Genomic DNA, 26,061 nt, shown 5'->3' with positions numbered 1-26,061 from the left:
TTCTTATCCCTACCAATACGGAGACAAACCATGCGTAAAAAACTCTCTTCCTTGGCCTTGATTATTGGTGTATTGATTACAGCGCCACTTGCAATGGCACAAAGTACGGCAAAGCTAGGTTACGGAGCGGTTGAAGACCATCCACAGGGGGTCGCTGCTCGTAAGTTTGCAGAGCTGGTCAAGGTAAAGACCAGCGGCAGAGTGACCATTAATACCTACGGCAGTGGAAAGCTGGGTTCCGACCCTGCTATGCAATCGTCTGTACAAGGTGGCACTCTGGAAATGATGGTTGGACCGACATCTAACTTGGTGGGGTCCATCAAGGAATACGCGATTTTTGATCTGCCGTACTTAGTGTCTAGTTATAACGAAGCAGACGGCATGCTTGATGGCCCGGTAGGCCAGCAACTAGCCGCAAAACTCGAGGCATTCGGACTTGTTGGCCTAAGCTATTGGGAAAACGGCTTTCGCAGTGTTACGAATTCGAAGCGTCCCATACAGCGCTTGGAGGATCTCTCTGGTTTGAAGATACGTGTTATTCAGAACCCAGTATTTATCGAGACTTTCAAGGCACTGGGTGCGAATCCCGTACCGATGCCATTTACTGAGCTCTACGGTGCCCTTGAATCGAAGGCAGTGGATGCACAAGAGAACCCTATCGGCCTCATTGAGTCGTCGAAGTTCTATGAAGTGCAGAAGTACATGTCACTTACTAGTCATGTGTATTCGCCTTTCATTCTGCTAGCTAGTAAGAAGTGGGTAGATAGGCTCAGCGCTGCCGACAAGATCGCAGTAAAAGAGGCCGCTCAAGAGGCTGCCAAATTCCAACGCCAGCTTCAACGTGACCAGAACGCCAAACTCATGGCTTCCGTAAAGGCACAAGGAATGCAAATCAATGAACTGAGTCCCAGCGAACTTCAACGTTTGCGTGATGCAGTCAGGCCAGTAGTCATAAAGTTTGCGAACGAGATCGGCCCAGATCTAGTCAAGCAAATCGGCTCTCTCAAAAACTAAAGCAGGAGCCTCATGAATACGAAGAAAAAGCTGGTGGTGGCTATAGACGGTGGGTACCACGCCTATGATCAAGAAATTGCAATTCTTGCTGCAGCGGGTGCCAACTTTGAGGTTAGAGCGTGCGGCGGTAATGTCGAAGCAATCCGTCGCGCTACTGCCGATGTGGATGCTGTGCTTGTCAGGGAATCTCCACTGGATGCAGCCACTATTGACGGTATGCATCGATGCCAAGCAATCGTGCGCTATGGCATCGGTGTCGACAATATTGATCTGAGAGCAGCACAAGCCCGCCGAATTGCCGTGGCCAACGTGCCTGACTATGGTACCGACGAGGTCAGCACCCAATCTGTTGCACTCCTACTGGCCGTAGTAAGACGCCTGCGCTTGCATGACCGCGAGGTCAGAGAAGGTCGTTGGTCCACTGGTGTACTGCAGCCCATGTACCGGCTGCGTGGCCGTACGTTAGGGCTACTGGGATATGGCCGTATCGCTCGACTAACTCACGCCATGCTCGGAGGCTTTGGGTTTTCGCGGGTGCTAGTGAGCGATCCGGCCGTAAAGGATATAGCTGGCATTGAGTTGGCCAGCGTCGATCAAATTTGCGCTCAGGCCGATGTGATTTCGGTGCATGCGCCGCTGACCCCTGAGACACGACATTTGATCAACGCTGATCGTATCGCTTTGATGCGCCCTACGGCAATTGTTGTAAACACAGCCCGAGGAGGCCTCATTGATCTGGATGCTCTCTACAACGCCTTGGCAGAGGGCCGTATCTTGGGTGCGGGTCTGGATGTCTTCGAACATGAGCCTATCGATCCTCAGCACCCAATCCTGAAGTTGGACAACGTTGTCCTTACTAACCACATCGGTTGGTACAGCGAAGAAGCAATGCGCGACGTACAACGCAAGGCAGCTGAAGAGGCTGCACGCGTCCTGCAAGGCGAGGCACCACGCCATTGGCTAAACCGCTGGTGAGCTGAGTGCAACGCATCCAATTTCATCAACATTAATTCAATACTGACGGAGATTTTTTATGGAATCCATCGTAGAAGGCTTCAAGAAAGTGGCCATCGCTTCTATTGCTGACGCTGTTGACAAAGTTTGTGGTCACCGCGGATACATGAGCAGCAACATTAAGCCACGCATTAATGAAGAGCGCATCTGCGGCCCTGCAGCTACGGTGCTCGAAGCTGCTACCGATGAGTTTTTGCCACCGCAACATGCACTAGACCTCATTGACGAAGCGCCGCGCGGAAGCGTGATCGTGATTTCGATCGAAAGTGGACAACCTGATGTTGCCGTCTGGGGTGGCTTGATGACGGCTGGGGCAGTGGCGAACCAACATGTGGGGGCAGTTTTGGATGGCGCTGTGCGTGATTTGACCGAAATCCGTCGTGACTACGGTTTTCCAGTGTACGCACGCGATGTAAGCCCAGGCACAACCTTGGGCCGCTACCGTACGGTGGCTTCTCAGGTACCGGTGGTGGTTGGCGGCGTGATCGTACACCCTGGGGATATTGTCGTCGGCGATGTGGACGGAGTTGTCGTTGTGCCTCACCAAAAGGCTGCCGAGGTGCTAGCTATGGCACAAGAAATCGATCTCCGTGAACTGGAGCAGGCTAAGCTGATCATTTCTGAGAAGTCTTTGCGTGCTGGCTTGGCCAAATACGGTCGAATCTGAGTATGAAAGCTTCACATAAGAGCTTTGACATCGTAGCTCTGGGTGAGCCAATGGTGGAATTCAACCAGACCGGCGATGGTGAGGGACGACTATATCTACAGGGTTTCGGGGGCGACACCTCAAACTTTGCCATTTCGGCTGCACGACAGGGTGCTCTAGTAGCCTATATTGGTGCTGTAGGTGAAGACACTAACGGCGCCCTCTTCCGCCAATTATGGGAGCGTGAAGGCGTAGACCACCATGCGGTCAAAAGCTTTCCCGAAGCTTATACCGGTGTGTATTTCGTCAGTCATGATGAGCGAGGCCACCACTTTCAGTTCTTTCGCAGTAGTTCTGCTGCCTCCAAATATGCAGCTACGGACCTTCCGCTAGATCTGATACGGGCCTCACGCGTGCTGCACCTCTCAGGCATCTCGGCTGCGATCTCGACCACCGCATGTGATGCATGCTACGCCGCAGTGCGTGCAGCACGTGATGCCGATACCCTAGTTTCTTTCGACACTAACCTTCGGTTGCGCTTATGGCCAGTAGACCGTGCTCGGGCTGTGATGAGCGACCTGATTCGGCTGTCCGACCTATGCTTGCCTAGCTATGAAGATATTGCTGCTATCACAGGGCTTCGCAACCCAGATGTACTTGTCGATCATTGCCTAAAACTAGGCGCCAAGATCGTGGCACTCAAACTAGGCGCTGACGGAGCCATTGTGGCGGATGCACAGCAACGCTATCGCATTCCTCCATACCCCTGCAATCCAGTGGACGCAACAGGTGCCGGCGACACATTTGGAGGTGCCTTTGTCGCTCGATATTTGGCAGGTGATGATCTACAGGAGGCCGGTCGCTATGCCGCCGTTGCGGCAGCCCTTTCCACCCAAGGCTTTGGTGCAGTTGAACCAATTCCAAACGCGACTCAAGTGCTCCAAGCAATGGCGTTGATTTAGGCGCCCAGCATTTCACCAGACCGCTAACAAGGAGACAACATGAAAATTCGATTTGAATGTGTATGCGCCGCGCTTGTATTGGGCGCTGCACTTGGCATGGCTCACGCAGGCCCGCGTAAGGTAGAGATAGTGGCGGAATGGAATCGGTTGAGTTTCGATCTCGGCGATAAAGCCGCAGAGAAAGCCTACGACGAACAGCAGACTTACAAAAAGGTGCTGATGCAAGGGGTTAAGGCAGATTCCAAGGACAACCTCTATGTGAGTACGGCTCGCTGGGGTGGTAAGGAGGTACCAGCCACTCTTTCCAAGCTAGTACGTAAAGGCACGGAGTGGAAGCTTCAGCCTTTCCCAAGTAAGTCCATGAATGACGTCAACAATCCGCGTGGGCTCAAGGCGGTGTTGGGGTTTGAGATCGATCGAAACGATGTGATGTGGATACTGGACCAAGGTCATGTCGCAGGGGCTCCGTCTGGTCCAGGGGATGAGAAGCTGATCGCATGGGATCTCCGCGCGGGCAAAGAGATAGCTCGTTACGAATTTAAGGACTCAGATACAGATAAAAAATGCTCGTTTCTCAACGACGTGGTTGTGGATAACGACGCTGGAGTTGTCTACATAAGCGATTCTGGAATTTTCTGCGACCCACTCAAAGGAGGACTGATCGTTTATGACATCCGGTCGGGCCAGGCCAAACGTGTGCTTTCGGCTCCTGAATGGGTGAATAACGAGGAATATCAGTTCAAGATCAACGGTCGCGATGTACTCAAACCAGTCGACGGCAAACCTAATGGTATGAAGACTGGGGCAGACGGTATTGCGCTATCCGGAGATAAAAAAACACTGTACTGGACGAATCTGACTGGTAACCGTCTACTGTCCCTGCCTACTGACCTAATTCGAGATTTCAGTAAATCTGAAGACGATGTCAAATCAGCAGTCAAGGTTGTTGCCACCCTGCCCTCCAACACGGATGGCATGACTTCTGATCGGATGGGCAATCTATATATGACTGCTCTCAGCCTCAATGGAATTATGAAACGAGATGCAGCAACGGGAGCAATCACCACATGGTTCAGTCACGAGGACATTTCTTGGCCAGACACTCTGGCATGGGGACCAGGTGGCTCACTTTACCTTGTGAGCAATCATTTGCACATGTGGGTCGATGGTGACATGGACTTCGATAATCCTGCAGTCCCTAATTTTCGCATTTATCGAACAAGCACTCAGGCACAGCCGTACCACGCGAAATGAAGGTTGGCACAACATGACGCTAGCAAATCACATCAAACCATCGACTTCCCTTCGAGTGTTGGTAACTGGTGGCACAAGCGGCATCGGTCTGGGTATCGCCCGTGCCTTTTCTCCTTTTGCAGAGTGGGTAGTAGCCACCGGTGCTACAGACCTAGAAGTCGAACTAGCAAGATCCAACAACTCCGATATCCAGTTTGATCGCTTGGATGTCCGAGATGCAAATGCCGTGGAGCAACGAGTCAAGGCGTTGGGCGACTTGGACGTCGTCGTAAATTGCGCAGGCATCGTACGTCGCGGTGGTCAAGAGCATGATCCTTCGGTGTTTGAGGAGGTCATTGACATCAATCTCAATGGCACCATGCGTGTTTGCACAGCAGCTCGGTCTGGGTTGAAAGCTAGGCGGGGCTGCATCGTCAATACCGCTTCGATGCTGAGCTTTTTCGGTGGACCATTAGTGCCTGGATACACCGCAAGCAAAGGGGGCGTAGCTCAACTGACCAAGAGCTTAGCGGTGGCTTTCGCAGATGATGGTATTCGGGTGAATGCCATAGCACCCGGTTGGATTAGCACACCATTGACCCAAGCACTACAGGACGATCCAGCTAGGTCGCAGCCTATTATTTCACGTACCCCACTGGGGCGGTGGGGTACGCCTCAAGACGTGGCAGGACCAGTGCTCTTCTTGGCAAGTACCGCAGCGGCTTTTGTGACTGGGGTGATCCTACCTGTTGATGGCGGCTACCTGGCCGTATGAATAGCCAAGAACTGCTCCTAGCTTTTTGTACGAAGAAAAAACATGATCACTCAACACCTTGGTATTCAAAAAGAAATTGTTGTTTCTGCCATTCCCGATGACGAGCGTATCTGGGTACCACAAGCCGAAAACGTTTGGTTTCGCCCTCTACTCATGAACACCGTCACAGGTAGCTGGTGCAATCTGCTAAGGGTGCGTAAGAGTGGTGTGCTCTCGCGTCACATACATCCCTCTTGGGTTACTGGCTTGGTACTGAAGGGAGCTTGGCGTTACTTGGAGCATAACTGGGTAGCAACGACTGGCTCCTTCGTGTATGAGCCACCGGGTGAGATTCACACACTTACAGTAGATGAGGTGGCTGGTGAGCCTGAAATGATCACCCAATTCAATATCCATGGCGCCATGGTTTATGTTGATGAACAAGGGAGACAGACCGGCTATGAGGATGTTTTTACCAAAATAGAGATGTGCCGTAGGCACTACGAGAAAGTAGGCTTGGGGTTGGACTACGTAGATCAGTTCATTCGCTGAACATCGTGACTTTCTCTCAAGGCTAACGTTAATTCCTTCATTCCCTAACGGACCTGCTCTAGGGATGTCCTTACATGGATGTCTCCAGAAGGGTAAGACTCGGCGGCGTGAAGGTCTGAAGGGTTTGCAGTCTTACCTTCGGCCTGTCGGTGCAGGGTGTTCGTCCTGCTTGTCCTGATGGCTTTCGCGGGTGAGGCTCCTATCTGCACATCGGGCTTGATGCTCTGTATCCCTATCGGATTACCCCCACCCCGGTTTGACCTTTTGACCCATCGCACAAGCTTCTTGCGCGCTCTCCTTCAAAACGATTTGTTGGTTGCGCATTTGCCCGCCGATGGTGGTGAAAGGCCCCCCACCAGCATCTTGCCATCGGGCAGCAACACTAGGCTGCTCACCGTGCTATTGACATCGGGGTTGAAGCTGCTATCTACCGCGCCATCGATATTGAGTCGGGCCACGTAATTGCGCGGTTGCCCATCAATGTTGGTGAAGAAGCCCCCCACCCGCACTTTGCCGCCGGACTGCACTGTCAGGCTGCTCACCCCGTTATTGACATTCGGAGCAAACCCATCGAGCGCGCTTTGGGCCGCCGCATTCTTGTTTGTCCCCAGCATCACCAGCGCCAACAATGCGCTCCACAACAGCCACCAGGGCTTACTGCCTAACGCGCTCAACAAGCGCGCCACCAAAGAAAAGAAAGGGCAACACTGCCAGCAGTAGTTAGCAACGCCGAAAAAGGCGGGGGTAAAAGCACGGGTTGAGAGTGCATGGCGGAGTCCGGTGCAGCGTACTAATGGGGACTTGTCTATCGGCTTTGAGACAGGTTGCGGGGCTGGTGAGCGTCTGTACTATCAGCGTCCACAGGGCGTTATTCACGACATCCGTAGCTACTGGACAAGCCAGTTACCCAGCAAAGGAAACGTGACAACTCTCCCAAGCAACTTCTGTCAAAACCAGCTGGCGTGGCGATTGTTAGGGAGTCTTAGCTGCCTGCCAAAGCGCTCTTGGTGCTGTAAGCGGGTGCTGTAGTCCGGCTGATGCTGGGCGCTGGGGCTGCGCTGCGGTAGCTGGTGTCTTGTGCGAGCTTGAAGACGGCCACTGCGTTGACCAGTTCTCCGGCCTGGCCATTGAGGCTGGCTGCAGCTGCGGCCATTTCTTCCACCAGGGCGGCGTTTTGCTGGGTGGCCTGGTCCATTTGCGTGACGGCTTCTCCCACCTGGCCCACGCCCTGGCTTTGTTCGCTGCTGGCGGCGCTGATCTCGCCCATGATGTCGGTGACGCGGCGGATGGCGGTGACGACTTCGGTCATGGTTTCACCGGCTTTGTCTACCAAGAGGCTGCCTTGCTCTACGCGCTCTACGCTGGCGGTGATGAGGCTCTTGATTTCCTTGGCGGCTTCTGCGCTGCGCTGGGCCAGGCTGCGCACTTCTCCGGCCACCACGGCAAAGCCGCGGCCTTGCTCGCCCGCACGGGCCGCTTCCACGGCGGCGTTCAGGGCCAGGATGTTGGTCTGGAAGGCGATGCCGTCGATGACGGTGATGATGTCGGCAATCTTGTTGCTGCTGGCGTTGATGCCTTTCATGGTCTCCACCACTTCGGCAACCACGCTGCCGCCTTGTTCTGCCACGCTGGAGGCGTTCATGGCCAGCTGGTTGGCGGTGCGGGCGTTGTCGGCGTTTTGGCGCACGGTGGAGCCGAGCTCTTCCATGGAGGCTGCGGTTTCCTGCAGGGCGCTGGCTTGCTGTTCGGTGCGTGCGCTCAGGTCGTTGTTGCCGGAGGCGATCTGGGCGCTGGCGGAGGCAACGCTTTCGGAGTTCTGGCGTACGACGGAGACGGTGCGCACGAGGCTTTGCTGCATGCGGGCCAAGGCGCTCAGCAGTTGGCCGGTTTCGTCTTGCGAGGTGACTTCGATGGGGGCTGTGAGGTCGCCTGCGGCAACTTGGTCTGCGATGACGACGGCACGATTGAGCGGTGCGGTGATGGACCGAATGATGGCCAGGGCAAGCGCTATCGCAAGACCGATGGCCAGAGCCATGGCGATCAGGACGTCGCGTTGCAGGGCGTGTAGTGCGTTTTCGGCCCGATCGGCTGCACCCGCTGTTTGCTTACTCTGTTCGATAATTTGCTCTTCTATTGTCCGCTGGTACTCCATTTGTATTGGCCGCAACTGTGACTCTAGATAGATGATTGCGTCGTCTTTTCTAGACTGTTGCACCATATTAAGAAACTCATTCGAACGCTTTAAAAAATCTCCGCGCTGCTGAGTCATTTTTTTAAGAATTTCCTTCCCTTGTTCACTATCGATCAATTCTTCGAGGATTCGGTACTGCTCGGTTACGACGTGCCTTGCTTTCTCAGTCTGCTCAAATGTGCGCTTACGGATCTCTGGTGAATCAAAAATGAGTACATTGCGATATTGAATTGCCTGAATGCTCACAGCATCATCTAGTATTGCTAGCGCCTTAGTGATAGGTATGCGTATTTTTAGGACATCATCAAGCGCGTATTTCTGTTCACTCGAGCGAATCCAGCTAACAATACCCAACCCAAGCATCATTAGTATTAAAATAGAGAATGCGCAAAACAGCCTCTTTGAGAAATTTATATTTTTCAAAATTGACATTTGATTGATTTCAAATAAATTAAATGATCGGCAATCAAGATTTAATAAATTTAGATGGCCTTTAATTTATTTTAAAAAATGGAATTTTTAATTTCTAATTGATTGGCTAGAGGAAATTTCACCAAATGGTGTTGGACCACCTAATGAAGATCCTCCATCAACAGGCAAAACTACACCTGTAACATAGCTACACATAGGTGAGCAAAGCAATAAAGCAACGTCAGAAACCTCATTAATGGTACCAAAGCGACGCAGTGGTACCTTAGCAGTCACTGCACGCCTTGCATTATCCGTAGGCGTTAAATGCCTCATCCCTTCTGTCTCGTCTATAGGCCCAGGGATGATGGAATTCACACGTATACCCTCCGGCCCCCATTCCATTGCGAGCACCCTAGTCAACATATCCACTCCTGCTTTGGCGGCACAAACATGTGCTTGCATGGGCGTAGGTACCAATGAGTGTGGAGCGGAAATATTTATTATCGAAGCACCGGGCTTACGTAACCACTGGTGTGAGGCGCGAAGAACGTTAAAAGTACCCAGGAGGTCTATGTCCACTACTGCTTTGAAGCCATTGGGCGATATACCAGTAACAGGAGCTACAAAGTTGCCGGCTGCACCAGAAACTACAATATCAATCGGGCCAAAGGATTGATTGACTTGCTGAAAAATATCAGCAACTCCTGAGGCGTCGCGCACATCACCAATAAATCCAATAACCTTTCCAGAATGATTTTTTAGCAAATCGACCGCCGCTTTAATCTTCTCTGCATTACGACTCATAATAGCGACATTAGCCCCTTTTTCGGCAAATGCGTTAGCTATACCTAGATTAATTCCGCTACTCCCTCCGGCTACGAATACTGTTTTGTTTTGGTAGTTGAAATTTTGATGCATTTTTAACAAAAAGTAAAATATCAAAAATGCTATTGCATATTACCGCAACACTCTGTCAAAAAAATGACAGTCTAATATTTGTTCGTAGCTGGTTAACCCTTAAAACTAAGCTGGCTCTTCCGTAGCGTCGGACTATGGATGGCAATCCAAGCGATGATGTTTACCGCCTGCAGAGACAGGTTTAACCCCACACGTATGCCAAGCAGCGGATCCCCGTTGAGTTTGGCTTCTTGGTGCCATATGCGATGCACCGCTTGCATTTGTAATGGTCGAGTGGGGTTGCGCTCGCTGGCTTCGAGCAACCATGTTGCGTCGGGCAATGAGTTGATCGCCATGATCTGTGCTTCGAACTGTTCCAAGACACTCATCAACCAGGTGCCTGCCACGGTTTGCTTTGCTGTCATGGTTGGCAAGCCTACGTTTGCCACCGCCTCAAATGAGTCCCCAAGGCTACTCCGCGTCGTGTCGTCACAAAAAGTTGGCGCATCAACACATCAGTGAGCTTCGATTTGTTGGAAAACTGCCGTTAGTGAGTTTTTGCATTCGACACTGAAGTGCCTCAAATAATTAAAGCGGAGACATTTATGAATTTTTATCTTTTCTCGGCGTGAATTTTGCGATATTTGCTTCCACATAGCGATGTCTGGCCAGGTATTTCTTTTGGTTTATTATTATTATTGCTTGGAAGTTCCGTAGATTGCGCTCAAGTTAATAATTAGAAAATTTTGGAATAATCGTTGTATATCCCGCTGGAGGCCCTGCCGACGTCACCGCACGGCATATCGAACCAGCTATGCGGAGATGTCTCGGTTATGGATTCCTGATAGAAAATATCCCAGGAGCCAGTGGTGCAATCGCGGCGGAATAGTTGCTCAGTGCACCTGTTGACGGACGTACGATTCTTTTTGCTGATCCAAGTAGTGTCATTTTGGCACCATTGGCGCTGGCTGCTGTCCGCCATCGGCCGGATCACTTAAGGCTGGTCGGAATGGCCAGTCGCACACCACTTGTACTAGTCAGCGGTATTGAGTTTGATGCCCGTGGACTGCTCATGTCACTGAGCCGGTAAGCGTACATCCAACTTTTCGACCTTGAATTACAGCAGTTTTAGTGCGGGTTCGTTACCTCATCTGGCTGGCGAGGATTTTGCCGCCCGCACTAACCTGTCGATGACGCATGTCCCTTATAAGGGCGCTGCTCCATTAGTTCAAGACTTGATAGGTGGGCAAATCCAAATGCCATTTCTACCCTTGGGTGGTAACACCGTCGAGTTGATTCAGCAAAAAAAGCTCATAGCATTAGGAGTAGCTGCAGAGCGACGTTCAACCCGATTACCTGAAACTCCAACTATCAATGAAATCATTGGTGGTAAGGGCTTCTTTCTTGATATTTGGGGCGGAATTTTTGTAGAAAAATGAGTTCCTGAGACCCTAGCCGAGCAACTGAATCTTGCAGTTAATGATGCACTCCACGATGTCGAGTATCGACGCCAAACTGAAACTTCTGGAGCAAGCATCGGTCAGGAGATGACCCTTTCGGAGTTGCAACAGTTTTACATCGCCCAGACGCAATATTACAAGCACTTGGCGGATGCTACTGGCTTGGCACCCCAATAAAACGGTGGCCTTGTGCAATACGAGGCCGACTCAGCTGAGGTATTTGGCGCTCGCTGCAAGTGCAGCAAGGTCAATCACCTCAATCTTTCGATAGTGTTGCTTGATGATGCCGTCGAGTTCAAGCATGCGCAGCGCTTTATGCACGCTTGGCCGGCTCACCCCCAACATGAATGCCAATTGCTCCTGGGAAAGCCGCAGGATGTTTCTGGGGTCTTCCGTGCGCGAGCCGAACCCATGCGCGGCGAGCCAAAGACGCCGAGCAACAAGTTGAAGCAGCGTGCCAGGCTCCCCAAGTACTTTGTAGGCCACGCGTAACTTGTAGGCGGAAAGACGTGTCAGATCACGCCAATTTTCAGGGTGACTATCGAGCCATCGTATCAGGCGATCCTCCGGCACACACAAGACATATGTTGTGCCATCGGCGAGCGCGTCGTGTGTGCGAGGCTGTCCGTCGATCAAAGGCAATTCACCAAACCAGTGAAAAGGTTCGAGATAGACCAACATGGAAGCTAGGCCATTCGTATCCGTACTGCCAACGCAAAGTGCACCCTCCAGAACACAAAACAGACTTTGCTCTAGTTGAGTCATGCGGCTGTACAGAGCTTCACCGTCGACAAGTCGTCGGACTTTGCCATACGTCAGAAGAGTGTCTTGGAAGGCAGTTGCACAAGACCTAAACCAACTGTCCTGAAGAAGCAACGGCCTGAGTTTGGTAATTGCGACACCCTCGTAAACCATTAGATTTTTGATTCCTGAAGTTAAAAAATTTTATAGTCTTACTTTAATCTGAATACTAGCATTGAACTTGAAATTCAAGGCTCAGATGTGATTTTCTACTTTTACTGATTGACGATTTCGTCCAGTACTAAATTTTCCAAATTATTCCATTCATTGTTTTCATTTTTAAATGCGTGTGATTGCACTCGCATTAAGGAGGTATTTTGTCTGATTTGAAATTCGACTTCAGTGGCAAAGTTGTTTTTGTAGCTGGCGGTAGCAGTGGGATCAATCTTGGAATCGCAGACGCCTTCGCGCGGGCGGGCGCCAAGGTGGCAATATTTAGTCGTAACCCGGAAAGGGGCTTGTCTGCTGTGCAGTTTCTGCAGCGTGATGGTGCGCAAGTCGTTGGCTTGACTGGGGATGTGCGGGATCCGTCGGCAGTGGCGGGAGCCCTCTCTGATGTATTTACACAGTGGGGGGCCATTGATGTCGTGGTGTCTGGCGCGGCAGGTAATTTCGTGGCACCCGCCGTCAACATTTCCCCCAATGGTTTCAAGTCGGTTGTCGACATCGACCTCCTGGGTACCTTCAATGTGCTTCGCGCCGCGTACCCCTGTTTGCGCGCCCCCGGTGCTTCGTTGATCAATATCTCTGCCCCGCAGGGCTTGGTCCCGATGCCCATGCAGGCCCACGTATGCGCAGCCAAAGCTGGTGTTGACATGCTGACCAAAGTGCTTGCCATGGAGTGGGGCCCACAAGGTATTCGAGTCAATTCGATCGTACCGGGTCCGATCGATGGCACAGAAGGCATGCGCCGACTCACCCCAACCGAAGCGGACCGACAAGCCGTTGCAAGTGCAGTGCCCTTGCGCCGCTTTGGCACGGTTGAGGCAGTTGCCAGCGCAGCCTTGATGCTGAGCTCATCTCTCGGAGAGTACATCACGGGCGTAGTGTTACCTGTGGATGGTGGCGCCTCTCTGGCTGGCCCGGGCTTATTCAGTAGCCGCCTCTGAGATCAATCTTTTTCAAACCTAAATAGGAGACAACCGTGAGTGGAGATGATCAAAGCTACAAACGAGCTCGCCTTCGGGGCGACCTAGAAAGCCCTTTTGACGCCATCGTCATTGGGTCCGGAGCAGGTGGACTTTGCTCTGCTGCTTTGCTGGCACTTGACGGCCAGCGTGTCTTAGTTCTTGAAAGACATGCCGTAGCAGGGGGGTGCTTACAGGTCTACAAGCGCAATGGCTACGAATGGGATGTTGGGCTTCATTATGTCGGAGAGGTCCACCGCGAAGGCACGCTGTCCACTCTTTTCAACAAAGTTAGCCGGGGGCGTCTGAAGTGGGCACGCATGCCGGAGATCTATAACCGTATCGCCATCGGCGATGCGATATTCGACTACCACGCCGGCAGCAGCGCTTTCAAAGCCCGCATGAAAGAGTATTTTCCAGCAGAGGCAAGCGCTATTGATCGCTACATTGAATTGGTCAACCTAGCCAGTAAGGGCTCTGCTGGCTTCTTTGCCGAGCGTGCCCTGCCCCCCTCTCAGGCTGACGGGCTTTATGCGCAGGTGGCACCCACATTCATGACCTGGGCTGGTCGTACTGTGTTGGATGTACTGCGTGAGTTGACGTCCGATGAGACATTGATCGCTGTGCTGTGCGGCCACTTCGGAGACTACGCCGCTTTGCCTGAGCAGGCATCATTTGCGGCGCACGCTATGGTCATCCGTCATTACCTGGATGGAGCGAGCTATCCCATTGGGGGGGCGCAGGGAGTGGCCGATGGTATGGCCGATACAGTCCGATCTGCTGGCGGCCTGGTCTTGGTGGGAGCCGAGGTGGCGCGTCTGATCGAGCGTGGTGGTCAAGTGCATGCAGTTGAGATGGCGGATGGCTTCGTGATTGAAGCCAAAACGGTGATCAGTTCGATCGGCATTCGAAAAACGCTCGACATGTTGCCGGCAGACCTTGAAAGCTGCGCACCTTTACGCTGGGCGAGTTCGAAATTGCCACTGACGCTTGGAGCTGTGGTGCTGAATGTTGGCTTGAACAAAAGCAATCAGGAACTGGGTGTAGGGCCCGCGAACATTTGGATCCACCGCAGTGCCCAGCAAGGCCAAGACTGGAAACGTTATGTTGCCAACCCCGCTCAAGAGCCTATGCCGCTGCATTTCATTTCGCAGCCGTCGGCCAAAGATCCGACATGGGCTGAGCGGTATCCAGGCCGAAGCACCATGGACATTTGCAGCTTCACAGATTGGCGCTTGTTCGAGCCCTATACGCAGACTCAATGGAAGCGTCGCGGGCAAGCCTATGAGGATCTAAAGCAGCGGCTGACTGCAGAGATGCTTGAACAGGTTTATCGCTTTTACCCTTCAGCCAAAGGACATGTTGACTACACCGAACTGGCTACGCCCCTCAGCTTTAATCACTTTCTGAACCGCAGCCAGGGCGATTTCATGTCTTATTCACCTACGCCCCAGCGCTATGCCCAGCGATGGATGCGCGCGCACAGTCCGGTCAAAGGCCTCTATTTCAGTGGACAAGACGTCTCCATGGGGGGCGTTAGCGGTGCCATGGTTGGCGGCTTGCTGGCGGCATCTGCCGTCTTGAAGCGAGATCTGTTCCGTGAGCTGCGCCCTTGAATTCCTCTAACCCCTAACTTGAATGGAGACTCTCACATGATTCGAATCACGGTGTCCTACCCCACCGCATTGGGCCAACGTTTTGACCATGACTACTATCAAAAGCAGCACGCGGCGCTGATCCGAGAACTGCTGCAGCCACTGGGCCTTCAACGCCTGGAGATCGATAGGGTTGTATCAGATGGCGGTGGCAAACCCGCTCCGTTTATCGCAGCCGCCCACATGCTCTTCAATGACATTGCGACCTTCAAGGCAGCGATGGCGCAGCATGGCAAAGCACTGGCCGCCGATCTCGACAATTACACCGACACCGCTCCTAGTGTGTTGATCAGCGAAACGTATTGAGCTGGCCGTTGTTCTTTTTCTCAATCTTTGTTCGCAATTCGACATGAAACATCACGATTCGCTTTACATCCAAGGTCAATGGAAAAAGCCCCACGGCACATCTTCTGAGGACGTCATCAACCCCGCAACTGAGGCCGTCATTGGTCGCATCTGTATGGGGGACGAACACGATGCTGACGCGGCGGTCATAGCAGCCCATGGCGCCTTTGAGGCTTGGGCATGCACATCGGTGTCAGAGCGTGCCGCCTGGCTTCAGAAGATTCACGAAGCTTTGAAGGTGCGCCAAGAGGAGATCGCTCAACTCATCAGCCAAGAGGTGGGCACGCCAATCAAATTGTCGCGTTTTGCTCAAGCTGGCCTTCCAGTCGCAAGCTTCCAGATGGCGGCCGAACAGTTAACCACCTATCCTTTCTCAACCACGGTTGGGCATTCTGAAGTCGTCCGTGAGCCTGTTGGTGTTGTCGCCTGTATCACGCCTTGGAACTACCCTCTGCATCAGATTGCAGCCAAGGTGGCGCCAGCTCTGGCAGCCGGGTGCACGGTGGTGCTCAAGCCCTCTGAAGTGGCACCACTCAACGCCTTTTTGTTGGCTGAAGTGATCGACTCAGTTGGCTTGCCTTCGGGTGTCTTCAATTTGGTGACAGGTGTCGGTCCCGTGGTGGGTGAAGCATTGGCCAGCCACCCGCTAGTTGACATGGTGTCGTTCACGGGCTCTACCCGGGCTGGGCGTCGTGTTGGTGAGTTGGCCTCGCAAACTGTCAAACGTGTTGCGCTTGAGCTCGGTGGAAAGTCAGCAAACATCTTGCTAGACGATGCCGATCTTTCAACGGCGATTCCCGGTGCCTTGCATGCATGCTTCATCAATTCCGGGCAAACGTGCATAGCGCACACGCGTTTGCTGGTCCCCGAGGCCCGTTACGCCGAGGTGACTACAGCAGTTGTCAATGCGATCGCGGGTTTCATGATGGGGGATCCAACGGACCCCAAAGTCAATCTTGGCCCACTGGTGTCCAAACTCCAACGCGACCGGGTCCGCCGATACATTGAGCAGGGCATCAAAGAGGGGGCTGAGTTACTCACAGGCGGTGCAGAAGCTCCCATAGGCTTAGACACAGGCTACTACGTCAAGCCCACGGTATTTACCAAAGTTCAACCTGAGATGTCGATTGCAAGGGAAGAAATCTTCGGTCCGGTTCTTTCAATCATCACTTACCGCACCGAGGAGGAAGCAGTGCGGATTGCTAACGATTCGATTTACGGTCTTGGTGGGGGTGTCTGGAGCTCCGACCTGAATCGTGCAAAGGCGGTGGCTCGGCGGCTACGCACGGGACAGGTGGATATCAACGGAGCAGCTTTCAATCTGTTGGCGCCCTTTGGTGGTTACAAGCAGTCTGGCAACGGCCGTGAGCTTGGTGGGTACGGCTTGGAAGAGTACATGGAGTACAAGTCCATGCAATTGCCTACATCCTGAGCCACTGTGTAACCAATTTCCCGGGCACGCAGTGCCCAGCCTGGAGCAAGAAATGTATGGATTGATGCAAGAGCAGGCACTCTTGATCTCATCGTTGATCAAGTCGGCCGAGAGATATCATGGTGACGTAGAAGTGGTTTCTCGTCGGGTGGAGGGCGATCTCCATCGATACACATGGCGGGATGTCGCCGCTCGCTCTCGTCACGTGGCTAACTCTCTTGGTGCTTTGAGGTTGGCGCCGTCTGCTCGGGTTGCCACCATAGCTTGGAACGGCTACCGGCATTTGGAGTTGTACTACGGGGTTAGTGGTTCCGGAAGGGTGCTGCACACCATCAATCCTCGGTTACATGCGCAGCAAATTCTCTGGATTTTGAACCACGCCGAGGATGAGGTCGTCTGCTTCGATGCGACTTTCCTGCCATTGGTACAGCAGATACACTTCCAATGTCGGGTGCGACATTGGATCATGCTCTGTGATCCTGGTCATTTGCCTGCTGATACTGGTATTCCAGGTCTGGTGGGCTACGAAGACTGGATCGCTGCGGCCAGCGACGAGTACGAATGGCCCGATTTGGATGAGAAAACGGCATCCAGCATGTGCTACACGAGCGGCACCACCGGAGATCCTAAGGCTGCGCTCTACAGCCATCGCTCGACCATTCTGCACGCCTATGCGCTTGCACTTCCTGACTCTTTGGCCCTATCGTCAAGGGATGTACTGCTTCCGGTTGTCCCCATGTTCCACGTGAATGCCTGGGGCATTCCATACGGTGCCGCAATGGTCGGCGCAAAGCTAGTGCTGCCAGGCCCCAATTTGGACGGCCGATCGGTCTACGAGCTCATTGAAGGAGAGGGGGTCACCTTGGCCTTGGGTGTGCCTACAGTCTGGCAGATGTTGTTGAACCATGCGGACGCCAATGACCTGAGGTTTACTAGTTTGCGCAGAACCGTGATCGGTGGTGCTGCATGCCCAATGGCAATGTTGACTCGCTTTCAGAACCACTACGGCGTTGAGGTCCTGCATTGCTGGGGTATGACGGAGACATCACCTCTGGGAACTGTGTCCTCGCTGCGTGGGCTGCATGTGCGACAGCCTCTGGAAGTACAGAACAAGGTGCGGATGAAGCAAGGTCGTCCCGTTTTCGGCATTGATCTTCGAATCATTGATGGTGAGCGCAAGGAACTACCTTGGGACGGCAAAAGTGCGGGTGACCTGGAGGTGCGCGGCCCATGGGTCATTCAACAGTACTACAAAGATGACCGAGGAATTGGTAGGCTCAACGACGGATGGTTTCCGACTGGTGACGTTGCCACCATCGATCAATACGGTTACATGCAGATCACGGACAGAAGCAAAGACGTGGTCAAGTCAGGCGGTGAGTGGTTGAGCACCATTGACATCGAGAACATAGCCATGAGTCACCCAGACGTAGCTATGGCGGCTGCCATTGGTGTCAAGCATCCCAAGTGGGATGAGAGACCCATTTTGGTTGTAGTCAAAAAGCCCGATGCTCAGGTGACTCGCGAGGAACTTCTCGCGTTTTATGAGGGCAAGCTGTCGAAGTGGCAGTGTCCTGATGATGTCGTCTTCGTGTCGGAAATTCCGTTGGGTGCTACTGGGAAAATGCTCAAGGCGAGTTTGCGCTCTCAATTTATCGACTATGTACTACCGAGTTTGCGGAAGGCTTAAGTGGCTTGGGGCCTTCTCCTTGCCGTCAGCCAACTAGCGTCATCACACTTGCACCGTTCCACCCTTCGGAGAAGACCGTTTGAAGCTCTATTTCTCACCCTTTTCACCTTATGTCAGAAAATGCCTAGTCACCGCTTCTGAGTTGGGCTTGGACGATCGCATCGAACTGTTGGTGGCCAACGCGCACCCAATCAACCGCGATCAGAACATCATTGCGATCAACCCGCTTGGAAAGGTTCCGACGCTCATCACGCCGGATGGTCATGTGTTGTATGACAGCAGAGTCATTTGTGAATATTTCAACGAATTAGGAGGCGGTTCGTTGATACCCATAGGCGGTCCTGCACGTTGGGATGTCTTGACTATGCAGTCCTTAGGGGATGGGATTCTGGATGCTGCTTTACTTGCAAGGTATGAAGAGGTGGCAAGACCGGAATCACTCCGTTGGTCTGAATGGCGAACCGCTCAATTGAGTAAGTCACTTAGCTCACTGACCTTCTTATCCCAGAATTTTCATCTGCTCGAAGGTTCAAAGGTGGACCTGGGTACGCTCAGCATTGCTTGCGCGCTGTGGTATCTGGACCTGCGATTTGCAGAGCTTGAATGGCGATTAAGGTTCCCTAAGATAGCCACCTGGTACGCAGAGTTCTCTCTGAGACCTTCATTGGGGAAGACTTGGTCCGTAGAATAACTGTTTGGCAAGAGCACTACTACAAGCTAGAGGCGGTTGAGCGTTCGACCTAGTAGCCAAGTCGTCCTCGATGAGTTGAGCTCGATTTCTTTCGAGCAAGGTGAATATCCCTGGTTTTGCGGAGGCTCAACGCTCTGAAAACCAGTTCAAAATCTTTTGAGTAAAAGCCCCAGAACGCCAGATGAGCGAACTGCAAGCTAGTGTTCAGCAGCCTCTCGCAGTTCTTCCACAACCGCCTGTTCTTCTCCACACACGTAAGGCTGCGCTCCACCACCCAGCGCTGGGGCATCACCTTGAATTTGTGCAGCTCGCTGCGTTTGACGATCCGTACGCTAACGTGCCCGCCCAGTATGTCTTGCATCCCCTGTGCGAACGGCTTGCCCACGTAGCCACTGTCGCACAATAGCGCCTGCACCTTGCCCAGAGCCGGCTTGCAGCGCTGCAGTGCTTGCAAGACTCCCTTGCGGTCCGTCACCTCTGCTGTTGTCACCGCTACCGCATGTGGCAGTCCCTGGGTGTCCACTGCAAGGAGGCGCTTGATGCCAGAGACTTTATTACCGCGTCATAGCCCTTCAAGGCCGCCGTGTCTGTGTTCTTCACGCTCTGCGCGTCCATGATCAAGAACGCGCTTGAGGCGCTGCGCTCCAGTCTCTCTCGGGCCATGCCAACCTGATTTTTTAAAGCCTGCTCCAGCAGGCTGCCACCCTCACGCGGCTCTCTCCAAATCACAAAGTACGCATGCACCGTGCGCTACTTGGGAAAGTCACTGGGCAGTGCCCGCCACTGTCAACCAGTGCACAGCAAAAAGAGGTCCGCACAAAAAAACACGTAGTTGAAATCAACACTGCGCTGGCAGGTTGCTTTGCGAGCACTCTCCAGCACAGAGCGGATGGGCTCGAATTTACCCAGGTTAATCTCGTTGGGGTATTTGGCTTTTCCTGCACCAGCAGCATAGCGGTGCGCGCCAGAGGTAAGGATTATGAACAGGCACTCAGCGTCTACCAACAAAGGCAGACCACGCCCTGCGCAGGATAGATGGGCTCAGGACTGCGTCCCCACCAGGCACAGCCCTACCCACCATATGGCTCTCGCTCACTCCGCAGTGCGCAGGGCGGGCCTGAAAAATGTCCCGCCTCTGGGGATAATATGGTGGCTAATCAGAAACTGTGGCGAATGCCGACCCCCAGCCCTGTCTGCGATCCCCCGGCTGCAGGATTGGAGCCCGTCCCCGCATTGCTGACAGACAGAGCCAGCGTGCCGTCATTGGCAATATGCCCCGCCGTGGCATACACCGCCGTGCGCTTGGACAAGTGGTAGGTGGTGCGCAAGGCCAGCAAGGTGGCCTGGTTGGCGCTGTTCTTGTAGTCCAGCTTGAACCATTCACCATCCACGACCCAGTTGGGCGTGATGTTGTATGCAGCACCCAGATATGCCAGCGTGCTACGGGGCGTTGTCGTGCTGGCTTCGTTGCGACGAGCAATGACACCGGCACCAAACTTGAAGTCACCCCACTTGGCCCAGCCCGCCACGGTAGAGCGGCGATCGGTCATGGCGCTGCTGGTTAATCCGGCAAATGCTCCCGCGCCTCCACGCATCTCATCCATAGCGGCAGATACGCCCCACTGCGCTGTGTCGTACTTTGCCATCAAAGACCACTGACGGCAGGCCTTGGTGTCTGTCGCGCTTTCGCCAGCGCAGTTGGTACCAGATGGGCTGGGGCCTGCGTTGACGGTATCGCGCCCAAAGCTGTAGAGAGCACCCAACGTAACACCACTGAACGTACCGCGGTAAGCCACTGCGTTGTCCACACGGGCGTTGGGCAGGTAGCTGTCCAGCGAGCCTGAGCCAAACATTGCGGGGCCAAGCAGGTCGGCATCCAGCTGCGACCAGAATAGCATCGAGTACTGGCGCCCCAGGGTCACACTACCCCAGTCACCACTCAAGCCCACAAAGGCTTGGCGGCCAAATGTGCGACCACCTTGATTGAGACCTCCATTGTCCACACCAAAGCCTTGCTCCAGTGTGAATACGGCGCGCAGACCACCACCTAGGTCCTCATTGCCGCGAAAGCCCAGACGCGACGGTGCCATGCCACCTGTCAGGCCTGGCATACGGGTCAGGCTCGCATTACCCCCCACATTGGAGAGATGTTCTACCGCTGCATCCACCACGCCGTAGAGCGTGACGCTGGACGCAGGTCCCTGCTGGGCTTGAACGTTGGTGGTAAGGGCAGCTAATGCGGCCACCGTAAAGGTTGTCAAAGGGTAGAGTTTCTTGCTCATGGCGCTGTCTCCTTAAAAGTCAAAGTGAGGAAAGGTATTGCAACAAGCAGCGCCTGCCTTTTGGGATAGCTGGCGCTGCGTTTTTTAGGGGTTGGCGTCGAGCTTGGCCTTGATCCAGCCAAACGCCTCCTGCACGTCGTAGTTGCCTGTGTGACCTACCAGGTAGGGAAACTTGAAGCTCACATCTTTGATGGAACTGTCGTTCTTGAGCGCGTAGTACAGCAATGTCTGCATGGCAAAAGCGGTATCACGGTCCACCATGCCGTGGCGCACGTACCAGTACGGGGCACTGTCAGCCGCAGTATTCAGGTACGACAGGGGATTGATGAGCTTTAGCTGCGTAGCCAGGTTGTTGCTGGAGCTGGCCAGATACTGGTTCCAGGTGAGACCGGTATCGTCAGGACCTGAGCCATCACCTTTGACAGCGTTATTGGTCCAGCTCCAGTCCGTGAAATTGGAATACTGAAACGCAGGTGAGCCGAACAAGTTGGTCTCGCCACTGATGGCGGCGTTACCGTTTACACCGACTGCATCAAAGGCCACCACAGTTTTGAGGGCCTGATTGGCTGCGACGTAGCGGATGAACTTGCTGTAATCCAGATTTGCCACCGTAGCGCTGGTACCAGTGCCGCTGAGGGTGAGCCAGTCATTGGTCAAGGTGGCTCGGCTGGTGACAAAGTTACCGCCCAGTGGAGGGACGGCAGTGCCCTTGGCAATCTGGCGCTCCAACTCCTGCTTCACCAAGGTCTTGGTCGCCTCGCGCAGGGCATCAGCCGTCAGCGGTGTGCCGTCCTCACGCTTAAGCCCGAGACTGTTCAGGTAGATCGGGAAAGCGTTGGCGATGGCCAGCGATGCAACCGGTTGAGGACCTGCGCTGTAAGCGACACCGCCCAGCGCACCCGTGTTGGAGTCTGAACGAACCGCGTTGTACTCCCATTCATAACCGGCGTCAGCGTTACCGAGGTTATTGATCGGGCAATAGGCCACGGCGGCAAATACATCGTCTTTCAAAGTACTGGTGGCCGTAGAGCCTGAACCGACAACGCCTGCAGCCCCCACCTCTGCCAGGAAGGGGAGGTAGTCGCTGCTGTTGCCGCTGGCGGAAACAGCGGAAGTCAGGCCGCCACCACCACTGGTGCCTGTGACAATGATGCGCTCGGCTGAGCCCGGCATGGTGCTGTCGTTGAGGCGTAGGTAGCGAATGGCGGCCTTGGCATCTACCACGGGCGCGGGTGCCTTGCCCATCCATCGCCCATCCTCGGCACGGGCGCCGCCGCGGCTACGGGTGCCCACGTTGACAACTACATAGCCGGCCTTGAGGGCGGCTCCGATATTGTCGGTGTCGCTGGTGCTGACAAACTTTGCTCCCTCACTGATGGTGGTAGCCACAGGGCTGGCCCACCAGCCACCGTTGTTTACGAGGAAGTACAACGCCGTCTTCTGATCGCTGACTTTGTCCTCAGGTACCGAGACGATCATGGACTGGTAGGCGTAAGGATCGGCCAGCGTGGTGGTGCTGTTTCCGCCCAGATTGGCCTGCGTGGTCGCCATCTTGATGGGATTGGCCACGTAGACGATGCGATATTGCCGCACTTTGGTCGCCACACCATCCACGGTAATGTTCACCGTGGTGTAGGCCGCTGGGTTGAACTGGAGCTTGGCATCGTTGGGCGATGACTCGGCTCCGCCACCTCCACCACAACCGCTGACCAGGGCTGCGGTAGCCATCGCGATGGCTGTGCTGGATTTGAACAATAAACGCATGGTTGTCTCCTTATGTTGTGTTGAATGCGTTAAGGGCGATAGAAAACGTCAGCTGCTAAACGTGCGTACCAGCACTAAAGCCAATGATGGGAAGGCCAGGAGCAGCACGATACGAATCAGGTCTGAAGCAAGGAATGGCATCACTCCCTTGAAAGTCTCAGACAAAGGGACGTCACGAGCCAGCCGATTGATGATGTAGACGTTCATGCCTACAGGGGGATGAACCAGGCCGATCTCCACCACCATCAGCGCCAGGATGCCAAACCACACACTCTTGTCGGTGGGCGACATGCCGTAGAAATCCAGCCCCATGACGACGGGGTAGAAGATGGGAATCGTCAGCAGGATCATGGCCAGGCTGTCCATCACACAGCCGAGTAGGATGTAGATGATCAGGATGGCCACCATCACCAGCATGGGACTCAGACCGCTGCCTTGCACCCAGGCAGCCAGCTCAGTGGGCATCTGCGACAAAGCTAGGGCCGTATTGAGCATGTCTGCTCCCATGAGCACGAGATAGATCATGGCTGTGGCCTGGGCGGTTCCTAGCAGGCTGGCCTTGAAGCCTTCCCAGCGCAGCCCCCCGCGCACGACCGCCAGTACGCCACAGGCGGCCGCACCAATGGCTGCAGCCTCAGTCGGGTTGGCCCAGCCGCCGTATATACCCACGATCACCACCAAGAACACCATCAGCACAGGCAGAACCTGCCACAGGGCCTGCAGCCGCTGAGGCCATGGCACACGAGGCCCAGCAGGAGCTGCTTCAGGGCGCAAAGCGACAAACACCTGCACCACCAGCATGTAGCCCACCATGGCAATCACGCCAGGCAGCACAGCCGCCATAAAGAGCTTGCCGATGGATTCTTGCGTCAGCACGGCATAGATCACCAGCGGCACGGAGGGCGGGATCATGATGCCCAGCGTGCCGCCTGCGGCCAGCGCGCCGGTGGACAAACTGCCCGCATAACCCAGGCGTCGCAGTTCAGGCAATGCCACCTGGCCCATGGTGGCTGCAGTGGCCAGCGATGAACCGCAGATGGCACCAAAGCCAGCGCATGCACCAATCGCCGCCATCGCCACGCCACCACGGAGATGCCCCATGAAGGCGGCCACGAACCGGAACAGGGCCGCACTGAGCCCGCCCTGGGTCGCAAACTGGCCCATCAACAAAAACAGGGGGATGACTGCAATGTCGTAGTTGGACAAGCGCGCGTAGGCCAGTGTTTTGAGTGCGTCCAGCACACGCTGCATTTCCCACCCACCCAGCGCCCAGTAACCCGCAGCACCCATGGTGAACATTGCCACCCCAATGGGGACGCGTACTACGAGCAACACCATGAGGCCTGCAAAGATCAGGCTGCCTGCAGCAATCCCGCTCATGCTGCCTCTCCCGCTCGATCGTGTGCCTGAACATCCGGTTGAGCAGCGGCACCCAGGTGTTGCAGTGCGCGGTAGCTGGCAGCCCATGCCAGCAAGGCAAAGCCAGGGACCATGGCCATCTGCGGTATCCACAGAGGCCAGTCGAGCAACATGCTCTGCTCACCTGCTTCCTTGACCATCCATGCACCTTGCGCAGTGCGCCAGGCCACCACCGCGCCGAAAAAGGCCACCAGCAAGGAACCGAATGCATCCATGACATGCACGGCCCGGGGCGACATGCGGGCGGTGAAAAAATCCACCTTCACATCGCTGCCTGACAGATGGCACCAGGCAAAAAAACTGGCGGCGGCAAAGGCTGCACACATCTGCAGCATCTCCACATCACCGGCGATGGGTGAAGACCACAACTTACGGCCTGTGAGAGAGACCACACTCATCAGCACGATCGCGACAAACACGAGTGCGCCTGCCATGGCAAAAACGCGGCACAGCCAGCGCAGAACACGGCCCGCAGGGCCAAAAGCCAGGGCCTCTGGGGCCGTGGCAAGAGGTTCAGACATGAGAACTCCATACCCGCGGGTATGTACACCCCGGGGTCTTTTCAGAAAAACGAGAAGAAAATGCGAGAGGGGGCGGGAGGCTATTCAGGTGTCCCGCCCTTCCACGTTGATCGGGCGTGTTATCGCGCGTGCTTTTGCAGCAGGGCCTTGGCGCCGTCGAGCAACTGCTGGCCATTCATGCCCTTGGCATTCACCTCTTTGACCCAGGCGTCAGACACTGTCTGGCCCACCGCTTTCCATTGCTGAAGCTCTGCTTTGGAAATCACGTTGGTGGTGTTGCCCTGTGTCAGCTTCTTGCCCTCCGCATCTGCCTGCAAGAACGTTGCGCCGATGCGGCCTGACAACTCCACACCACTGTTGGCATCGATCACCTTTTTGAGATCGGCAGGAAGGCTTTCGTACTTCGCTTTGTTCATGGCGAATACGAAGGTGGACGTGTAGATCGCAGGCTCCACCGGATCAGTTTCTGAGTGGAACTTCACCAACTCCTGAATCTTCACGGAAGGAACCACCTCATAGGGAACCAGGGCTCCATCAATCACACCTTTGGAAAGCGCCTCGCCCACCGCAGGCACGGGCATGGCCACCGGCGTGGCACCTAATGCAGCCAACAGCTTGTTGGTCTGCCGGGTGGGTGCGCGTAGCTTCAATCCCTTCAGATCAGCCATCGTCTGGATGGGCTTGCGGACCATGTGAAAGACCCCGTCACCGTGCACATGCAAGGCAATGGGATGGATGGTCTTGAACTCTTCACTGGCATATTGCTGAACAAAGTCCCACAAGGCACGGCTGGCCGCTTCGGGGCTTTGCATCATGAAGGGCAACTCGAACGCCTCAATTCGAGGAAAGCGGCCGGGGGTATAGCCGGGCAAAGTCCAGATCACATCCACCAGACCGTCGCGCACCTGATCCACCAGTTGCGGTGGCGTGCCGCCCAGTTGCATGGACGGGTAGATCTGGCAACGCATGCGCTTGGCAGATTCCGCAGCAATCTTGTCGCACCAGGGCTGTATGAACATTTGCTGCGCATAGGACCCTGCCGGTAGGAAGTGGTGGACCTTGAGCACGATCTCATCCGCCGCATGGGCAGCAGGAAGCACAGGCAGGACCAGAGCAGCCGCAATGGCGGCGCGTCGAAGCATTCGCATGTTGATTTGTCTCCAAAAGTGGGGCTGCTCGCTGTCTTGGCGCAAACAGTTT

At 54.5% G+C, this 26,061-nt stretch carries 24 protein-coding genes and 1 pseudogene; 14 read left to right on the top strand and 11 right to left on the bottom strand.

Annotation, left to right across the window (positions count from 1 at the left end; all coding sequences use genetic code 11):
• Positions 1-30 precede the first annotated feature (30 nt).
• Genes AACH87_RS22915 through AACH87_RS22885 form a run of 7 tightly spaced genes read left to right on the top strand, consistent with a single transcriptional unit; the run spans position 31 to position 6,175 of the window.
• A complete protein-coding gene (locus AACH87_RS22915; RefSeq protein WP_338799149.1) occupies positions 31-1,014 on the top strand; it encodes a TRAP transporter substrate-binding protein in 984 nt (327 codons plus the stop codon).
• A gap of 12 nt (positions 1,015-1,026) precedes the next feature.
• A complete protein-coding gene (locus AACH87_RS22910; protein ID WP_338799148.1) occupies positions 1,027-1,989 on the top strand; it encodes a C-terminal binding protein in 963 nt (320 codons plus the stop codon).
• 58 nt (positions 1,990-2,047) lie between these two features.
• Positions 2,048-2,695 carry an RraA family protein gene (locus AACH87_RS22905; protein WP_338799147.1) on the top strand — a complete coding sequence of 216 codons (648 nt, stop codon included), beginning with the start codon at positions 2,048-2,050 and terminating at the stop codon, positions 2,693-2,695.
• Between the two features lie 2 nt (positions 2,696-2,697).
• The gene (locus tag AACH87_RS22900) at positions 2,698-3,636 is read left to right on the top strand and encodes a sugar kinase (RefSeq protein ID WP_338799145.1); all 939 of its coding nucleotides are present in this window, start codon (positions 2,698-2,700) and stop codon (positions 3,634-3,636) included.
• Positions 3,637-3,675: 39 nt separating this feature from the next.
• The gene (locus tag AACH87_RS22895; RefSeq protein WP_338799144.1) at positions 3,676-4,890 is read left to right on the top strand and encodes an L-dopachrome tautomerase-related protein; all 1,215 of its coding nucleotides are present in this window, start codon (positions 3,676-3,678) and stop codon (positions 4,888-4,890) included.
• A gap of 13 nt (positions 4,891-4,903) precedes the next feature.
• On the top strand, positions 4,904-5,644 hold the full coding sequence (locus AACH87_RS22890) for an SDR family oxidoreductase (RefSeq protein ID WP_338799143.1): 741 nt from the start codon (positions 4,904-4,906) through the stop codon (positions 5,642-5,644).
• A 42-nt stretch (positions 5,645-5,686) separates the two neighbouring features.
• Positions 5,687-6,175 carry a 2,4'-dihydroxyacetophenone dioxygenase family protein gene (locus AACH87_RS22885; protein ID WP_338799141.1) on the top strand — a complete coding sequence of 163 codons (489 nt, stop codon included), beginning with the start codon at positions 5,687-5,689 and terminating at the stop codon, positions 6,173-6,175.
• A 299-nt stretch (positions 6,176-6,474) separates the two neighbouring features.
• Here the strand turns inward: AACH87_RS22885 and AACH87_RS22880 are convergent, their stop codons facing one another.
• The 4 genes from AACH87_RS22880 to AACH87_RS22865 form a co-directional block, all read right to left on the bottom strand.
• Positions 6,475-6,789, bottom strand: a complete 315-nt coding sequence (locus AACH87_RS22880) for a delta-60 repeat domain-containing protein (RefSeq protein ID WP_338799140.1) — start codon at positions 6,787-6,789, stop codon at positions 6,475-6,477.
• A 368-nt stretch (positions 6,790-7,157) separates the two neighbouring features.
• Positions 7,158-8,798 (bottom strand): methyl-accepting chemotaxis protein, encoded by a 1,641-nt coding sequence (locus AACH87_RS22875; RefSeq protein WP_338799139.1) that lies wholly within the window; start codon positions 8,796-8,798, stop codon positions 7,158-7,160.
• An 87-nt stretch (positions 8,799-8,885) separates the two neighbouring features.
• The gene (locus tag AACH87_RS22870; RefSeq protein ID WP_338799138.1) at positions 8,886-9,695 is read right to left on the bottom strand and encodes an SDR family oxidoreductase; all 810 of its coding nucleotides are present in this window, start codon (positions 9,693-9,695) and stop codon (positions 8,886-8,888) included.
• 92 nt (positions 9,696-9,787) lie between these two features.
• Positions 9,788-10,099, bottom strand: a complete 312-nt coding sequence (locus AACH87_RS22865) for an AraC family transcriptional regulator ligand-binding domain-containing protein (RefSeq protein WP_338799137.1) — start codon at positions 10,097-10,099, stop codon at positions 9,788-9,790.
• Positions 10,100-10,786: 687 nt separating this feature from the next.
• Here AACH87_RS22865 and AACH87_RS22860 point away from each other — a divergent pair.
• Complete coding sequence (locus tag AACH87_RS22860; RefSeq protein ID WP_338799136.1) at positions 10,787-11,113, top strand: tripartite tricarboxylate transporter substrate-binding protein; 327 nt, start codon at positions 10,787-10,789, stop codon at positions 11,111-11,113.
• A gap of 228 nt (positions 11,114-11,341) precedes the next feature.
• Here the strand turns inward: AACH87_RS22860 and AACH87_RS22855 are convergent, their stop codons facing one another.
• Positions 11,342-12,049 (bottom strand): Crp/Fnr family transcriptional regulator, encoded by a 708-nt coding sequence (locus tag AACH87_RS22855; protein ID WP_338799135.1) that lies wholly within the window; start codon positions 12,047-12,049, stop codon positions 11,342-11,344.
• Positions 12,050-12,252: 203 nt separating this feature from the next.
• Between AACH87_RS22855 and AACH87_RS22850 the strand changes: the two genes are divergently transcribed.
• The 6 genes from AACH87_RS22850 to AACH87_RS22825 all read left to right on the top strand — a co-directional run bounded on the left by AACH87_RS22850 (position 12,253) and on the right by AACH87_RS22825 (position 18,875).
• Positions 12,253-13,044 carry an SDR family oxidoreductase gene (locus tag AACH87_RS22850; RefSeq protein ID WP_338799134.1) on the top strand — a complete coding sequence of 264 codons (792 nt, stop codon included), beginning with the start codon at positions 12,253-12,255 and terminating at the stop codon, positions 13,042-13,044.
• Between the two features lie 35 nt (positions 13,045-13,079).
• Positions 13,080-14,678 (top strand): NAD(P)/FAD-dependent oxidoreductase, encoded by a 1,599-nt coding sequence (locus AACH87_RS22845; protein WP_338799133.1) that lies wholly within the window; start codon positions 13,080-13,082, stop codon positions 14,676-14,678.
• A gap of 36 nt (positions 14,679-14,714) precedes the next feature.
• The gene (locus tag AACH87_RS22840; RefSeq protein WP_338799132.1) at positions 14,715-15,023 is read left to right on the top strand and encodes an EthD family reductase; all 309 of its coding nucleotides are present in this window, start codon (positions 14,715-14,717) and stop codon (positions 15,021-15,023) included.
• A 43-nt stretch (positions 15,024-15,066) separates the two neighbouring features.
• A complete protein-coding gene (locus AACH87_RS22835; RefSeq protein ID WP_338799131.1) occupies positions 15,067-16,494 on the top strand; it encodes an aldehyde dehydrogenase family protein in 1,428 nt (475 codons plus the stop codon).
• 52 nt (positions 16,495-16,546) lie between these two features.
• On the top strand, positions 16,547-18,184 hold the full coding sequence (locus tag AACH87_RS22830) for a 3-(methylthio)propionyl-CoA ligase (protein ID WP_338799130.1): 1,638 nt from the start codon (positions 16,547-16,549) through the stop codon (positions 18,182-18,184).
• A 79-nt stretch (positions 18,185-18,263) separates the two neighbouring features.
• Positions 18,264-18,875, top strand: coding sequence for a glutathione S-transferase (locus AACH87_RS22825; protein WP_338799129.1), 612 nt, complete (start codon positions 18,264-18,266; stop codon positions 18,873-18,875).
• Between the two features lie 172 nt (positions 18,876-19,047).
• Here the strand turns inward: AACH87_RS22825 and AACH87_RS22820 are convergent.
• The 6 genes and pseudogenes from AACH87_RS22820 to AACH87_RS22795 form a co-directional block, all read right to left on the bottom strand.
• Positions 19,048-19,790, bottom strand: a pseudogene (locus tag AACH87_RS22820) (IS5 family transposase); the annotation flags it as partial.
• 242 nt (positions 19,791-20,032) lie between these two features.
• On the bottom strand, positions 20,033-21,157 hold the full coding sequence (locus AACH87_RS22815; protein WP_338799128.1) for a porin: 1,125 nt from the start codon (positions 21,155-21,157) through the stop codon (positions 20,033-20,035).
• Positions 21,158-21,241: 84 nt separating this feature from the next.
• Positions 21,242-22,921: a subtype B tannase gene (locus AACH87_RS22810; protein ID WP_338799127.1), complete on the bottom strand. Its 1,680-nt coding sequence runs from the start codon at positions 22,919-22,921 to the stop codon at positions 21,242-21,244.
• 48 nt (positions 22,922-22,969) lie between these two features.
• The gene (locus AACH87_RS22805) at positions 22,970-24,301 is read right to left on the bottom strand and encodes a TRAP transporter large permease (protein ID WP_338799126.1); all 1,332 of its coding nucleotides are present in this window, start codon (positions 24,299-24,301) and stop codon (positions 22,970-22,972) included.
• Positions 24,298-24,861 carry a TRAP transporter small permease gene (locus AACH87_RS22800; protein ID WP_338799124.1) on the bottom strand — a complete coding sequence of 188 codons (564 nt, stop codon included), beginning with the start codon at positions 24,859-24,861 and terminating at the stop codon, positions 24,298-24,300. The genes AACH87_RS22805 and AACH87_RS22800 overlap by 4 nt, the downstream gene beginning before the upstream one ends.
• Before the next feature lie 119 nt (positions 24,862-24,980).
• Complete coding sequence (locus tag AACH87_RS22795; protein ID WP_338799123.1) at positions 24,981-26,009, bottom strand: TRAP transporter substrate-binding protein; 1,029 nt, start codon at positions 26,007-26,009, stop codon at positions 24,981-24,983.
• Positions 26,010-26,061: the final 52 nt, after the last annotated feature.

The organism is Acidovorax sp. DW039, assembly GCF_037101375.1.
Taxonomy (GTDB): domain Bacteria; phylum Pseudomonadota; class Gammaproteobacteria; order Burkholderiales; family Burkholderiaceae_C; genus Acidovorax.
This window is presented reverse-complemented; position numbering and strand designations above follow the sequence as displayed.